We start from the raw sequence: 12,582 nt of genomic DNA on the forward strand, positions 1-12,582 counted from the left end.
CCAAAGCCAGCCCCCTTCCCGGCTCTCATCTTGAATCAGATCACGCCGCCAAGGGGAATCCCTAACGATTCAGTTCGTGCAGAAAACGCTCTAGCCCTTCCGTTTGACCAGCGACGCCTTTTTGGGATCATAAACGTATCCGGTTATCGTCCCATCCTTAATTTTTTCCACAGCATCATCAATGACAAACATAGGAACGAGGAACCATTCGCGAGGAATGACAGGGTTCCCGAACCTGTCCTCGATCTGGATGTCCAGCCGTGCCGGATCGAAAATGCGATGGATGATGCTCTCAAGTTTCGTCCGGCTGATATTGAACAGATTGTAAGTCGCTACGACCTCCACGTCCGCCAACAAAAATGTCGGATCGAGTTCTGCGTTGGCTATCCGTTTTGCAACGTCTCCGCCTGTTACGCCAATCTTGTGGACAAGGTCTCTATTGGCCGCGACAATGGGATTGTCGGATTCACTTCTCAGAACGTAAATGGTTCCGCTTGCAAGATCGTCTTCGTCGTTGTCTCCGGCGAATAATGGCCCGGCACTGGGTTCGGACACTCGGCGGCTGGCTTCATCTTTATAAAGCGCACGCTGTAGGGAACGAAGCAGGATGTTGCTTTCGGTTCCATTGGAATAAATGACGCGGAGACGGGCATCACTCTCACCATTGGGCGCTCTGAAGGTCTCACCAATCTCGGCAACATATGCTGTCTGACCACCCAGGATAAAAAATTCTCCCGGTCTGATGTCAGTTTTCAGGAGGCCGGCTTCTTTCCGGATAGGGCGCGTAATGCGCGTCCCGATCTCGATGTCCTTCTGGACTGCGTTGAATATCGGCTTGAAAGTGTCGAACTCCTCACAGCGCTCCCGGTTGGCGATTTCCTCGGCTGCCCGCTTTTCTGCTGTGGAGCGGACGTGGCGCAGTTCAGTGATTGAATTCTGCTCGATGCCGTCCACGCCGAGCATGGAAAGCAGTTCATCGTCGCTGATGTTTTCATCGATCTCTTCAATGACAACAGCATTGGAGAGAATACCCTGATGATCCATAGGCAGAAGCAATGCCATGCAATCGGGTTGCGAGCGAAGCCGATCGAGGCGGACTGCGTATAGACGCTCGAAAATGTCGTGATCTTCCCCATGGCGGGGAGAGCGTCCGTGTTTGTCCACAAACCGCTGGATTTCCTCAAAACCAGCTATAATGCGCTCTTCTTTTGGAGTTCGGGAGGCTTCTTTCTTTGTCTCGACTTCAACGCCCAGCGCTGACAGGAGCGCATCATCCTCGTCGGTAAAACCTTTAGCCACGAGCCGCCTCCGCCTTCATGCGGGCAAGGAACGCGACGCCCTCGGCCATGCTTTTCTCCCAGGGGTCGGTCGATGTTATGGAGGGGAGCCGGCCACGTTCCTGCATGAACTTTAGCGCTCGTTTAGATAAAACACGCGCTTCTTCCAATGTCATCGTCGCACGTTTGGCACCGATTACGGCCGCAACCTGCTTCAGACTCTCTTCGCTCATTGCTTTAGCCAGGATGGAATAAGCCTCACCAAACGGATTGATACGATCAATCAGATCAATGTCCAGTTCTCGCACGTCCATTGCGAATTTACGCACGCCATCGATCAGGGCCGTGTTGGCTCCTGGTTCTCCATCGCCACTCGTCGCAATATGAGCCGCCTGTTGTGTCAGGTTCAGAGCCGCTATGGCGTGCTGTCGAACGGCCTCCTGGTCTTCCTCATCCAGTTCGGGATATTTGTCTTTGATGATTTTACCCATGCGGGAGATCGTCAATTCCTCCGGAATGAGTTCTTTGTCGAAAAGCCCACGTTCAAGAGCGGTCTTGTCTTGCACGAAGGCCGTGATGACTTCGTTCAGGTCTTCCTGGCAGATTCGGGTTGCCTCTTCGCTCTTAGGTTCTGACAGCCCCTTGATCTCGATCTGGAACTTTCCTTTCTCTTCGTTGAACCCGACATTGCATTTGTCCTGTTGATAGCCGTCGTCTCCATAATCGAAGCCGTCAGTCGGTTCGTTGGTTGACGCTTTCGATCTGAATTCGAAGCGGGGGGCGAGAACCTGTTCCATCAGCAAACTTGCTGCAATGGCTTTGAGGGTGTCGTTGACGGCCTCGGTTACGGCCTCTTCCGACGCATCTGGCTCAGCGATCAGGTTGGTAAAGCGAGCGCGGGTTTTCCCAGGCGCATCGCGGGTAGCACGCCCTATGATCTGGATAATCTCGGTCAGGCTGGATCGATAGCCAACGGTGAGCGCATGTTCGCACCAAATCCAGTCAAAACCCTCCTTGGCCATGCCCAGGGCAATGATGATGTCCACATGGTCGCGGTTGTTCTTCTGGGTTGGGTCTTTCAGTGCGGTGGATACACGGTCACGCTTGTTCTTGTCATCGTCCACCAGATCAGCGATCCGCAACGTCCGGCCGTCTTCCGTTTTTACCAACTGAAAGCCGGTGACAGGGTCGGCTCCTTGCCAATCGCCAAGTTCCTCAATGATGTGCTCCACTTCCCTCATCTTGTCCCTCGTGCTTTCGCGCGAATTGACGCTCGGGATGTGAATGATGGTTTTTTGCTTTGGGTCGAGAACTTTCAGGATGTCGTCGGCGTAAGACCCGGAATAGAAGAAATAGCCGATGTCGAGATGCTTGAGGTATCGATAGCCGTTTAACTGCTCGTAATAGGTATAGGTTACGGTATCAAACCTGGCCTCGTCCTGTGGAGACAAGACATCGACCGCGTCGCCCCGAAAATATGAGCCGGTCATGGCGACGATATGCACTTTGTCACGGGCAATGAACGCGCCGAGGTGATGACCCAGTTTGTTGTCTGAATCTGACGAGACGTGATGGAATTCATCGACGGCAATCAGACGATCATCGAAAGCCTCAACGCCGAACCTGTCCACAGCGAAGCGGAAGGTGGCGTGCGTGCAGACCAGCACCTTATCGTCACTCTTCAGGAACGCTTCGACCGAATTGACCTTGCCCCCATTATCACCGCCGGCTGCGTCACACAGGTTTCTTCTGGGTTCTACGTGCCAGTCTGACCAGAAACCGAACTGGGTCAGAGGCTCGTCATGGAAACTTGCGCCAATGCTTCTTTCAGGCACGACGATAATGGCCTGCCTCAGTCCCTGATTTGCCAGCTTATCGAGGGCGATAAACATAAGCGCCCGGCTTTTGCCCGAAGCTGGAGGAGACTTGATGAGAAGATACTGTTCGCCGCGCTTTTCATAGGCGCGTTCCTGCATGGGTCGCATCCCCATGGCATTAGCCTTGGTTGAACTCCCATTGGCCGCGTAAGAGACAGAGACAGAAGGGACGGATTGAGTTTTAATATTCATCAGGCTTTTACCTTCTTCTTCGATCCGGTTCCGGCGGTCATTTTGGTATAGAGATCGAACAGCTTTTCCAGTCGCTCCGTATCATTGCGAAAACGTCGGCCAATGTAGATGCGCTCCAGCACTTCGTCATTACGGTCGTGCGCCTCCCTCAAATCGGCGGGCATTTTTTCGGGGTCATACAGTTCCGCAATGGTGGCGGGGAAATGCGCCTCGCGTGCCAACAGGATGTCTTCAGCACAACGTGTCAGGTCGGCTTTCATCTTGTCGGTCAAAGTGGGAAGTGGGAATGTATTATACACTACGGTATTGCCGTAACGGATGCCATTCCCTAGTCGTCCAGCGATGGTCTCCGCCCATACCCTATGCATAGTTGATACAACCAATGAAAACTCAATCAAACATTTTCCGTATATTGTAAATGCCGCATGATTGGAGACATAACCTGATTTCTTCAAGTCAGCGGGAACATAGTCAAAGCCATTACCAATTGTGTTGCCGACTTGTATGAAATCCTGTTCTTCATATGTCGAATAACAAAACGCATATGGTCGGCGTGCAGCCTTTCGGGCGTCCCTCCCTGCGCCTTCTCTGTATGATCGGCATTTATCAACTATTCTACGTATCTCCGGGATTGCTGTTGCCTCCGGAGCATCTGCGTCAGATACCCACAGGCACCAGCGTGAGTTTCCAGAAATAAGCTCTTGAGTGCCGCCGTATTTTTTTATGAATTTGGCAGCATGCGGATTATTTTCTAATACAGATTTGATACTTTCTTCGTCGAGAATCAGGCGTTTGCCATCGACCGGATTGCTACCCATCTTCATCGGGCTAATGTTAGAGATCGGTTTATCTCGCGGCTCACAAACTACCTTCGGTCCTGAGATGAGGTAGGGAGCTATACTTTGACACTCTTGCGCTTGTTCATCATAAAATAAAAGTTTTGTTTTGTTTTCTTCTGCCTCCAACCCTATGATAGTACAATAAACTCCGGCATTGTTCGCTGCGGAATTTGCCCATCTAAATGGTCGATAAGCAAAGGCGATTGACGCTTGCGAAAATATCTTTGGCCAAAGTAGTGAAACTTGCTCGCCTTGACATATAGAACTGGTCGATACCAATGCCATCCGACATTTTTCTTGTCCGACAAGAGAAAGTCCCTTCACAATGAATGCACATACGTAATCTAATAATTGCGCATTACCTAATCCTACAGCGTCCATATCCTCGGCTTGCGCGGAGCTTTTCTTCTTTGCTCCAAGGTAAGGTGGGTTACCGCAAATATAGGTCTCTCCTCCTTCATTATCGAAGTCGATCTGCGGCTGATCGAGGGGGGTATGGAACAGGTCTTCGGCACGGTGCTTCACGCCCGTTCCGGTCGGCGGGCAGATGCTTAACCAATCCAAGCGAAGAGCGTTACCGCAGGTAATCCAGTTTTCTTTATTCAAAGGCAGAAAATCAGCCAACGCCAGCTTCTGACCGCGATACAGCACATCGCATTGGAATTCTGCGATAATGAGCGCAAGACGCGCAATCTCGGCCGGGAAGTCACGCAGTTCTATCCCACGAAAATTGGTCAGAGGAATCTCTGATGGACGATCGGCTTCCCCGCGACGACTGTTGATCTCAGCCTCGATTGCCCGCATTTCCTTATAAGCGATGACAAGGAAATTTCCGCTGCCACAGGCCGGGTCGAACACCCTGATCCTCGCCATACGTTTGCGTAGATTCAGAAGCATCCGGGCGTTGCTGTCAGCCTCATTTAGCCGTGCCCGCAGATCATCCAAAAAGAGAGGATTCAGCACCTTGAGGATGTTGGGAACGCTCGTATAGTGCATCCCAAGAGCGCCACGTTCCTCATCATCTGCCACGGCCTGGATCATAGACCCGAAGATGTCCGGGTTGATTTTTGTCCAGTCGAGGGCACCGATATGGATAAGATAGGAGCGGGCGATCTTACTGAAATGCGGCACTTCAGGGCTGCCCGAAAATAGACCGCCATTAACGTATGGGAACCTGTCGGCGTAACGAGCAATGCCTGCTTTCTTTCGCTCTGCCGTAGGGGTGTTCATTGCACGGAACAGTTCGCCAATCACTTCGTGGGTGTTAGACGAATCTCGCTCGGTCATTGTATCGACCGTGTTTGTGAAAGAGTGACCTTCCTGGAAAATATCCGTGTCTTCGGCAAAGAAGCAGAAGATAAGCCGGGCCATGAAATGGTTCATGTCATGGCGGCGGTCAGCGGTTCCCCAGTCGGGATTGTCCTTTAGCAATTCGACATACAGGCGATTCAGCTTGCTGGTCGCGCGAATATCGAACGAACTTTCGCGGATTTGTTTGACCGTCGTGATGCCGGCTAAGGGCAGGAACGCGCCGAAATGATTCGGGAAGTCCGCATAGGCACAGGCGACGGTCTCGCCTGTATCCAATTCCTCCGCCTCGAAGGTCTCACCATCCGTCGCCAGGATGAACTTGGCCTTGGCCTTAGACGTGGCTGGGCTGTCCCGGAGGGCGGTCAAAGTCCGCGTCACCTCACCGGGCGGGCAGGTCGCAAGATGGATGTTGTTCCGCTGGAGAACGGCGCCAGGGATGTCAGAGGCATTAGTCGAGCCTTTGGTGGCCCGGAGACGCTTGATGGTGGTGTCTTTGTTGCCGAAGGCCAGGAGGAAAAGGTAGGGGAATTCTTCCGCATCAAAGGGTTGCTCCGCCAGCGCGGATACTGCTTCTTCAATTTCTACGGCGTTCATCGCCTACCTAACCCCGTTCCTATCTCGACATTCACACATAGTCCGCTGATCTTATATCTGTTTAGAACAAGAGGCTATGGGACGTAATCGTGTTCTGGGTTGCGGTCTGGCAGACTATTCCCGTCGGCGAGTCAATATGTTTACGTAATAATAAAGCATAACGATTTTAAGGCAGAGAGGTTATCAGCACAATGTCATTCAATGACGAACAGAAGGAGAGATTTTTGGATGCGGCTAATCCACACCAATGGTATCGCACATCTAATAATCTACATTCGCAGGCATTAATTCTTTGGGATAACAGAGGGCGGGGTCATACGACCTTAATGAAAGACGGCCAGCCACTCAGGGTTTGGGATGATGCGAATAAAGGCACCTTTCTTCTGTCTGCTTTCGCGATGGAAAATATGCTGAAAGCATTTTGTATTTACGAAGACCCTTCTCTTGTTTCCGGTGGGCGCATAGACAACAAAATAGCTACTCATAAACTTTGGAGATTAGCTGAGAGAACCTCTCTTATTCCGTACAAATCCCGAGATAAATGGGTGTTCGACATACTTTCAAGCGGAAATGAAAGTTGGGCACGATACCCTTGCGGTCGTTGTGCAAACGATATTGAATTTGAACGACAATTCACCATGCGTTTGTGGAAAAGATATTGTTCTATGATTCTGGTGTATAGAACTAAAATGGAGAAATTACTTATTAAAGGGTGGACAGGCCCCTATGGATTCTATGGGAAATGGACTTTCACCTAGACTATAAAAGGGGGTCAGAGGCCGCCTTCTGTATTTGTCCGGGGATGGTGCGTGAGCCTTGTAACCGCCCGCGAGGCGGAGCCTCGCTCTGCACCCCACTCCGTCCCGAGGCCCCCCCAGCTTGCGTCGGAACACTTCTGATTCCCGCAACCAACCCCAGGAAGCCCCGCAACCCCGCCGATCCTCGATCCACAGGGGGGCGCGTTTTATGAATTATGCGCCGAGATCAGCTACATACTAATGCTTGAGCAAATCGCTCAGGCGCCCCGACCGTGTGACCGGCCGGGGCTAACTTGCAATGATGGGACACATCAAAATGCAAGCCAGCTTCTCCTTTACCACGCCTTCATCGGCGTCCGCACCTTCCGCGAACGCTCCCATCTCAGCGCGTCCCTTCGAGGGCGTAGCTGTTCGCATCGTCATGATCAACGACGCGCCCTGGTGGGTTCTCGTTGACGTGTGCCGCGTGCTGGACATCCGCAATCCTTCCGATGCGGCCGCCCGCCTCGACAGCGACGAAAAAATGACCCTCGGCAATACCGAGGGTGCGGAAATCCGCCGTTTTTTCGGCCCCGGCGCCGCACCGACGCTGGTCAATGAGTCTGGGGTCTATAGTCTGACGATCACCAGCCGCAAGCCGGAGGCCAAGCGATTCAAGAAATGGATCACGTCCGAAGTGCTGCCGAGCATCCGGCGCACCGGCTCATACCACGCCCATCCGGCTCCGGAACCGACGCCCGCCCCAGCCTTGCCTCCGATGCTGGCCCAGCAGGCTCTGGCTGTTATCGGAGGTCTCCAGACCCTTCTCGCCGAGCAACAGGCGCTGGCCCAAGAGCACCGGGAGACGATCCATCATCAGAGCGCTATGCTCAACGCCAGTATGCCCAAAGCGTCCGTCTATGACCGTATCGCCTCCGCCGACGGCAGCATGTGTATCTCGGACGCCGCGAAAATCCTGGGTGTCGGCCCGCGAACGCTCTTCAAGTGGATGGACGCTCACAACTGGATATTCAAGCGCGGGCGCGAATGGCTCGGGCGTGAAGAAAAATCCGAAAACGGAGCCGGCTACCTGACGCATATCGTCACCACAATCCTTCACCCCGACGGACGAGAAATCACACGGAAGCAAGCCAGGGTGACGGCGAAGGGCCTGACGCGCCTCGGCCGGCTGGTGCCTGGCGCACAGACGAAAGGCATGCCGATTCCGGCCCCGACCAAGGGCGTTGTCCAGCACGGGGGCTTCCTGCGCGGCAACCGGAGAAGCCAGGAACCGGCTGAAATCGGGCCGGACGAAATGGATGCGGCCGGACGCGGGTCGCTGTCATGGGATGAATACCAGCAGCAGAGGTCGATTCACTGATCTGCCCTCGTCGCTCACGAAAGAAGCCCCCGGATCGCCTCCTGGGGCGGTTTCTGGCCGGCAGCAGCATCCAGTTTATCGAACCTCGCCGCCGCCTTCCCCAACGCCGTAACCGGTTTCGACGCTGGCGCGGTGGCGCTCGCTTTCGGGCGCACCGGAGGCGGTTTAGCAGCCGAAGCGCGGTTGACCGGAGCCAGCTTTTTGGGCGGAAGGGGCGGTGGTTTCGGAGGCGCTGGGGGTGGAGGTTCAGGTTTGAATGGCTCTTCTTTGATCGGCCCGGTCGGTTCGGGAATCGTGAACGCACAGCCTGGAAGCGACGCTTTTTTGGACTCCTCCTTCATCTCCTCGGTCGGTTCGCAAGGGTCGCTTCCGGCCTTGCTGCCGCCCTCGGCTGGGGATGCTTTCGCTGATGCCGCCATCCCTGTGCTTACGGTTTGAGCGATACCCGCCATCGCGGCCAGCGACGACACAATCTTTGAGATTAACGACATTTCGAGTGCTCCCTGTTCTGTTCGGGCCTTTCGCGGTCTCTGCGATCGAATTCAGCGGCAGCCCGTCCCAACGCTGTTTGCGGCTTCAATGGAGGGGCATAGCGAGGAGGCAGCTTCTGGGACTGGGTGGCCTCGCCGTTCTTCAACCCCGCAACGTGTTTCCGAGCCGCCTCCTGACGCGAGGCGTCCAGGTCAGCCCGGCCGACGACATCCTCCCGGCACATCTTGAGCGCATCCCGCATCGTCTTGGAACAGAACGTCGATTCAGCGTGTTCGATCTTAACAAATGGGTATTCGAGCGACCACGCTTTGCCCTCGACGACCCGCTCATGTTTTGGTTTCATATTGCGGTATCCCGCAAGTCGAATACCATGCCTCAAGCCGGAAATTTTGTGGTCACCAGACTCTCTATTTATTTTCTGAAAGTAATGATGCAGGCCATGTCGGTCGAAACAGGAATCATCATTGCCTGTCTTGCCGATGATGCGGAACGGTTCTTTCGGGATGCGGAAGATAATCTGTCGGCTTTCCCACGATGTTTGCAACGCAAGACATGGCTTGTAACCGGCCTTGATCCATGACTGAACCGGAGATTCAGACTCTGTGTCGCCTCGGCGATTCCGAGCGTCATCGAGCATGACGTAGAAGCAATGCCGATCCATGGGCGTCATCAGCACATTCATGCCTTCGCCATTGCGTTGACGCAACATACCGACGCAGTTCTGGATGTCTCTCGTGTTGAAGAATTTTTCGGTTTTTTCGCCGTTTTCCGTCCTTTTTCCGATCAGGTAACCGAACTTCCCCTTGCGTTTTGCGGGTGATTCGCTTGTGTCGGATGACGCACTGGAGAGGTCGGATTCAGGCACGATCTCGACATCGGCGCCTTTCTGCGCGGCTTCGTCCGCTTCCTTGAACATCAAAGTAATGCGGGCTTCAGAACAACCCAGCGCATCCATCTGCCGTTTCACGAGTTTGTTGATGACGACTTCAGACTCAAACAATTCGCGCTCGACCTGTCGGATTCCGACATTCCGTTCGTGCGTCTGGTCGTCTCTGAATGTCTCGTGAAGCCATGCGATCGCCTCGTGATATTCGCATTTCCTGGCGAATTTTACTGCATCGATCGAGTTCTCGGACGGTCTCAGATCGCCGACACGTTTGGGCAACGGATCGTCAACAGACATGGCGCCCGACGCGATCAGGGCCGCATGGACGCCGGCGGGGTCGAGCCGGCGGAGGCGCGTGACTTCTTCTTTTGACAGTTCCATGGCGGGCCTCCTTCCGGGCGGGCATCTATGCTTTGATTATAGCATCCATCACGCCTGGAGCCGGGCGCGGACGGCGGCGATGACGGAAGGAGCATGCTCAGAGTAGTCGGATGACCAACAGTCGTACCGAGCATCGTAACGAACAGAAGGCAGATCATAGAAGTCGATACCGACAAGAGATTCCGTCCGTCCGTTGAAGATAATCCTGTAATTATACCAGTATTCGACTTCATCCGGTTCGTATTGCCGGACTTCGCGGTCGCGATCGTCCGGGTCATCGTGCCATGACCGCGTCGGCTGGGGTGCTTGCTTCTTCACGACCATGCCTCCGGCGGCGATGAGGCGATCGATCAGGGCGGTGTTGAGTTTGGTCATTGTCTTAATCCTGTGCTGTCTGTTTGCGGAATCGTTCTGGCTATTCCGCCGGAATCGCCGGCCGGGTGGAGATGATCTTGCGGCGCAGGGCAACCGCATCGCTGATCAGATCATCCAGCCCGCGCAGCAGGCTTTGCTCGCAGACGACCTCGCTCTGGTTCGTGCTGATCATGAAGAGGTCATAGAGACCGCGCGGCATCAGGCATGTGCCGGCTTCCCAACGCGCCCATGTCACAAGTGAGACGGACACGATCTTCGCGGCCTCAGTCTGCGTCAGGCCAGATGCTGCGCGGGCTGAACGGATCATTTCAGGCTTCGGGTTTTTCATTGCTTTTACTCTCTCGCTTCGATACAAGAGTTCTATCGATGCGCCCCCAGGGGACGTGACCGCCGGATTTGCCGTCCGGCGGTCACATGCTTTTTAAGCTGCTTTTGCGCGGCGAGCGGCACGGGCCTTTTCAGCGCGACGCGCCCTGAATATCGCAGTGCGGGCATCCTCAGCGAGAAAACGAACTTGCAGACTGTGCGCGCTCACGAGGGCCTTTTTTCGGTCTCTGTAAACGGAGACCTCCGCATGAATCTTAACGAAATTGCCCTGCTGCTCTCCGTTGAAATCTCCGTCCGTCGTTTCGACGATCAGGAGCTTTGATGTGAGTTCAGTCCATTTTTCGCTCGCCGCTTTTTCGAAGATCGTCAAGTAGTTCCCGTTCGACAAGCGATACTTGTCACGGTCAAGCATGAAATCGAGAAGCGCTTCAAGTTCCTCGATTTTGCGCGTAAAATTAGCATTTTTGCTTTTTTTCCAGACGATAGAATGGACTTCAGCATGAATCTGAATGACGTTCTCGCCATCTTTTTTATGAAAATAACCGTCCGTCGTCTCGATCAGATACGCACGTTGATGCTGCCCGCGTTGCACCTTGCCGTTATGCTCCCCAACAACACCGCCGAAAGGCTGGGAAACGGCGATCGTCAGATAATTACCGTTCAGCAAACGACACTCGTTAAGAAGCCGGCGGCTACGGGTGTATCCGTTCAGATTTGCCCGGAGTTCAAGAACGTCTGCGGTAACGAAAACGGGTTTCGCTGATTTGATATTCTTAGACATGGTTATCTCGCTTTAGAAAAGGCGAGCGGTATCGATGCGCCGCGCCTGTTACTCCATCCGGTTTGCCGCCGGGCCAGGTGCGTTTCTCACTCTGACAATACTTATATAGCAGTGTGAGGTATAAAAATCAAGAAAAACACTAGGAAAACACTTGACATTTCAGAACATCGTGAATTTATGAAGTAAACGATGGGGCGAAAAACACCCTTAATACATGCCTAGAGGGCCACCAGATCGACGATTTGGCTTTTTTGCGTCTTGGGCGACTTTTGAGCAAAAACGCCGAATAGTGGCCTTCTGTAGAGAGGTCGGGTTATAGGATCACGTTTTTGTGATTACTCTGCGGCGATGGGAAGGGGCGCTTCAGCCGGATCGGAAGCCATCGCAGCAGCCTCGCGCCTGGCCTGAGCCTCGGCCTCGCGTTTCTGAACCAGTTCGAAGAACGCCCGGCCAGTCATGATCATGTTCGCCATGATCTGGCCCTTGCGGGTTTCCATTTCGATTTCGTCGCGGCTTCGGGTGTCCACTTCCATCCTGGCGCCGGACGGCCAGATCAGGTGGCCGTCGGAATACGCCAGACGGTCGCGGGTGGCCAGGTCGATGATGATGTTGGCCGTGGCGTTGATGACGATGTCGCGGGTGACGGCTGGGGTGGTTTCGCCGGATGGGTCGATGCCGTCGCCGACGACTGTGAGTTTTGCGAAGGACATGGCCATCACTCCATTCCGGCGGCTTCGGCGGGCATCAGCGAGCGCAGATACCGGGCGATTCTGGTGTTCGCTTTTGTGTCGATCAGGACATCGTCGATCTCGACCTCGGCAATCCCGTCCGGACGGCGCCAGACGCGGATTTCGTGCGCGTCGCGTCGCATGATCAGCATGCTGCCGGCCCAGCCGGAGGCCCAGAGCGAGGGGGTGGTGCATATCTGCCAGCCCTGGCGCATGAATGTTTCAAGATCGCGGACAGCGTCGCGTTCGATAATATCGGAAATGCTGAACATCACGATGCACTCCCCGATGTGGGGGGAGCGGTGCGGCTCGACTGAATATTAAACAAAGCCCAGGTCGCGAGCGGCATGCGGTGGACGCCCGCTTCCCAGCGGCGCCAGGTGCGAGGGGTCGTTCCGACCATC

Annotated in this window: 12 protein-coding genes; 2 read left to right on the top strand and 10 right to left on the bottom strand. The window is 54.3% G+C overall.

Annotated features, from left to right (window positions below):
• Nucleotides 1-90 precede the first annotated feature (90 nt).
• From EDC31_RS11520 to EDC31_RS11530, 3 genes are read right to left on the bottom strand one after another with little or no spacing between them, the layout of a single operon-like run.
• Complete coding sequence (locus EDC31_RS11520) at nucleotides 91-1,299, bottom strand: GIY-YIG nuclease family protein (protein WP_042059664.1); 1,209 nt, start codon at nucleotides 1,297-1,299, stop codon at nucleotides 91-93.
• Nucleotides 1,292-3,346 (bottom strand): DEAD/DEAH box helicase, encoded by a 2,055-nt coding sequence (locus EDC31_RS11525; protein ID WP_081797651.1) that lies wholly within the window; start codon nucleotides 3,344-3,346, stop codon nucleotides 1,292-1,294. The genes EDC31_RS11520 and EDC31_RS11525 overlap by 8 nt, the downstream gene beginning before the upstream one ends.
• Nucleotides 3,346-6,090 (bottom strand): class I SAM-dependent DNA methyltransferase, encoded by a 2,745-nt coding sequence (locus tag EDC31_RS11530; RefSeq protein WP_042059670.1) that lies wholly within the window; start codon nucleotides 6,088-6,090, stop codon nucleotides 3,346-3,348. Before EDC31_RS11530 ends, EDC31_RS11525 begins: the two co-directional genes overlap by 1 nt.
• Nucleotides 6,091-6,281: 191 nt before the next feature.
• On the opposite strand from EDC31_RS11530, the gene EDC31_RS11535 reads away from it, so the two are divergent.
• Both EDC31_RS11535 and EDC31_RS11540 read left to right on the top strand, forming a co-directional pair.
• The gene (locus EDC31_RS11535; RefSeq protein WP_132127064.1) at nucleotides 6,282-6,848 is read left to right on the top strand and encodes a hypothetical protein; all 567 of its coding nucleotides are present in this window, start codon (nucleotides 6,282-6,284) and stop codon (nucleotides 6,846-6,848) included.
• A 316-nt stretch (nucleotides 6,849-7,164) separates the two neighbouring features.
• Nucleotides 7,165-8,208 (top strand): phage antirepressor KilAC domain-containing protein, encoded by a 1,044-nt coding sequence (locus EDC31_RS11540; RefSeq protein WP_158310330.1) that lies wholly within the window; start codon nucleotides 7,165-7,167, stop codon nucleotides 8,206-8,208.
• Nucleotides 8,209-8,222: 14 nt separating this feature from the next.
• On the opposite strand, the gene EDC31_RS11545 is transcribed toward EDC31_RS11540, so the two are convergent.
• From EDC31_RS11545 to EDC31_RS11575, 7 genes are all read right to left on the bottom strand, one after another.
• Entirely contained in the window at nucleotides 8,223-8,699 is a 477-nt protein-coding gene (locus EDC31_RS11545; RefSeq protein WP_132127065.1) for a hypothetical protein, read from the bottom strand.
• Nucleotides 8,690-9,967, bottom strand: a complete 1,278-nt coding sequence (locus EDC31_RS11550; protein ID WP_042059672.1) for a DNA-primase RepB domain-containing protein — start codon at nucleotides 9,965-9,967, stop codon at nucleotides 8,690-8,692. Before EDC31_RS11550 ends, EDC31_RS11545 begins: the two co-directional genes overlap by 10 nt.
• Before the next feature lie 48 nt (nucleotides 9,968-10,015).
• Nucleotides 10,016-10,342: a hypothetical protein gene (locus tag EDC31_RS11555; RefSeq protein ID WP_042059674.1), complete on the bottom strand. Its 327-nt coding sequence runs from the start codon at nucleotides 10,340-10,342 to the stop codon at nucleotides 10,016-10,018.
• Between the two features lie 40 nt (nucleotides 10,343-10,382).
• Nucleotides 10,383-10,649: a helix-turn-helix domain-containing protein gene (locus tag EDC31_RS11560; protein WP_204366669.1), complete on the bottom strand. Its 267-nt coding sequence runs from the start codon at nucleotides 10,647-10,649 to the stop codon at nucleotides 10,383-10,385.
• 114 nt (nucleotides 10,650-10,763) lie between these two features.
• Nucleotides 10,764-11,450 carry a hypothetical protein gene (locus EDC31_RS11565; protein WP_132127066.1) on the bottom strand — a complete coding sequence of 229 codons (687 nt, stop codon included), beginning with the start codon at nucleotides 11,448-11,450 and terminating at the stop codon, nucleotides 10,764-10,766.
• A gap of 335 nt (nucleotides 11,451-11,785) precedes the next feature.
• The gene (locus EDC31_RS11570) at nucleotides 11,786-12,166 is read right to left on the bottom strand and encodes a hypothetical protein (protein ID WP_042059681.1); all 381 of its coding nucleotides are present in this window, start codon (nucleotides 12,164-12,166) and stop codon (nucleotides 11,786-11,788) included.
• Nucleotides 12,166-12,450: a hypothetical protein gene (locus EDC31_RS11575; protein ID WP_042059683.1), complete on the bottom strand. Its 285-nt coding sequence runs from the start codon at nucleotides 12,448-12,450 to the stop codon at nucleotides 12,166-12,168. Before EDC31_RS11575 ends, EDC31_RS11570 begins: the two co-directional genes overlap by 1 nt.
• Nucleotides 12,451-12,582 lie beyond the last annotated feature (132 nt).

The sequence above is a fragment of the Acidomonas methanolica genome (genome assembly GCF_004346035.1).
Lineage (GTDB): Bacteria > Pseudomonadota > Alphaproteobacteria > Acetobacterales > Acetobacteraceae > Acidomonas > Acidomonas methanolica.